The organism is Gordonia effusa NBRC 100432 (assembly GCF_000241305.1).
Classification (GTDB): Bacteria; Actinomycetota; Actinomycetes; order Mycobacteriales; family Mycobacteriaceae; genus Gordonia; species Gordonia effusa.
The window spans coordinates 1-1,797 of record NZ_BAEH01000030.1; the positions used below are offsets into that span (position 1 = coordinate 1).

Consider the following 1,797-nt stretch of genomic DNA (forward strand, 5'->3'; position numbering starts at 1 on the left):
CCAAATTGATTCCGGCGTCGCGTGCGGTGCCGATACAACGTCGGACCCGCCAATCGGATTCGGCCCGCGGCTGCGCGATCGGCTCGTCCGGATCAACGCCGCACGCTCGACCGTCGATATGGCGAAGCAGGCGCTGCGGATCCCACTCTCGCTCGACTTCGACATTCCCAGTCCGGCCGAACGGCGCACCAACTTGACCCCCGGTGCGGCACAGGCGATTACCGGTGCTGCATGGGGTATCGACCGCGTCGAGCAGGACAACATCGCGCTCGACTCGCATCGAAACCTGGCCGCCGCCTATGACAACGGATTCTTCGACGATCTGGTCACCCCATTCGCCGGCCTCGCAGAGGACAACAACCTCCGTCGGGATATCTCCGCGGAACGACTAGCGAAGCTCAAACCATGCTTCGGCGGGGCCGAGGGAACCATGACCGCCGCCAATTCGACGACGCTGACCGACGGCGCGTCGTCGGTGCTGCTGGGCACCGAGGCGTGGGCATCGAAGCGGGGCCTAACCCCGCTGGCCCGTATTGTCGACGCCCAGAGCTGGGGCGTCGACTATGTCGATGGCGACCCCAAGACTCAGGGGGTATTGATGGCGCCGGTATATGCGGTCAACGAACTGCTGAGCCGTAATGAGTTGACACTGCAAGACTTCGACTTCTACGAGATCCACGAAGCCTTTGCCTCGCAGGTTCTTTCGACGTTGGCCGCATGGAATGACGGCGAATTCTGTCGAGACCACCTGAACCTCGACGCGCCGCTGGGTGTCATCGACCGTACTCGACTCAACGTCGTCGGCGGGTCGTTGGCCACTGGGCATCCGTTTGGCGCGACCGGTGGTCGCATTGTGGCGACAGTGGCAAAGTTGTTGGCGCAGAAGGGAAGCGGTCGCGCGCTGGTGTCGATTTGTGCTGGCAGTGGTATGTCAGTGGCGATGATTGTCGAGGCTGCCTGAGTTCGAGCCGGTGAGGCAGTTCGGCAACGCCGGATTCTCAGGCTGGCACGATAGGTTGGAAACTACGGCCGCCGAACATGATTGGGTCCGAAATGACTGATAGCGCCAACCCTCGCCAAAACGTCACCTTCGACAGCGCGGGAACCCAAGCCCACGGCTACCTCGCGGCGCCGACATCGGGGGACGGCCCCGGTGTGATTCTGATTCAGGAGTGGTGGGGGCTCGACGATCACATGGTCGACGTAGCGGACCGCCTCGCTAGCGAGGGGTTCGTCGTACTGGCACCTGATCTGTACGGCGGTCGCGTCGCCCACGAGGCGCAGAACGCGATGGAATTGATGCGCGAACTTCCGGCGGAACGGGGTGTCGAACTGCTCGCGGGCGCTGTCGACTATTTGTTGGGACGTTCAGAGGTGACGTCGTCGTCGCTCGGTGCCGTCGGCTTCTGTATGGGCGGTGGATTTGTGCTTCGACTGGCCGCGCGTGACCAGCGGATCACCGCTGCTGTTCCGTTCTACGGTGCTGCGCCGGATGTCGACTACACAGGGCTGGTCGCGGAGATCCTTGGGCATTTCGGCGCCGACGATGCCAGCATCCCGGTGTCGACGTTGGATCCGTTGCGCGAGAAGATCGCCGCGCAGTCGGGGGTGGAAGCCGATCTGCGGGTCTATCCGGCGGGGCATGCGTTCTACAACTCGACTCGGCCGAGCTATCACGCGGAGTCGGCCGAAAAGGCATGGGCGGCAACGGTCGAGTTCTTGCGTGCTCACGTGAGTTGACGGACAGGCGGTGTCGGTGAAAGTTGTTGGCTAGCTGTCGAACTCGGCTCACCAAGG

At 63.0% G+C, this 1,797-nt stretch carries 2 protein-coding genes; both read left to right on the forward strand.

The window, feature by feature from the left end; all coding sequences use genetic code 11:
• Positions 1-961, forward strand: a 961-nt coding sequence (locus tag GOEFS_RS04665; RefSeq protein ID WP_007316728.1) for an acetyl-CoA C-acyltransferase, incomplete at its 5' end; no start/stop codon positions are given.
• A 92-nt stretch (positions 962-1,053) separates the two neighbouring features.
• Positions 1,054-1,740 carry a dienelactone hydrolase family protein gene (locus GOEFS_RS04670; RefSeq protein WP_040524508.1) on the forward strand — a complete coding sequence of 229 codons (687 nt, stop codon included), beginning with the start codon at positions 1,054-1,056 and terminating at the stop codon, positions 1,738-1,740.
• Positions 1,741-1,797: the final 57 nt, after the last annotated feature.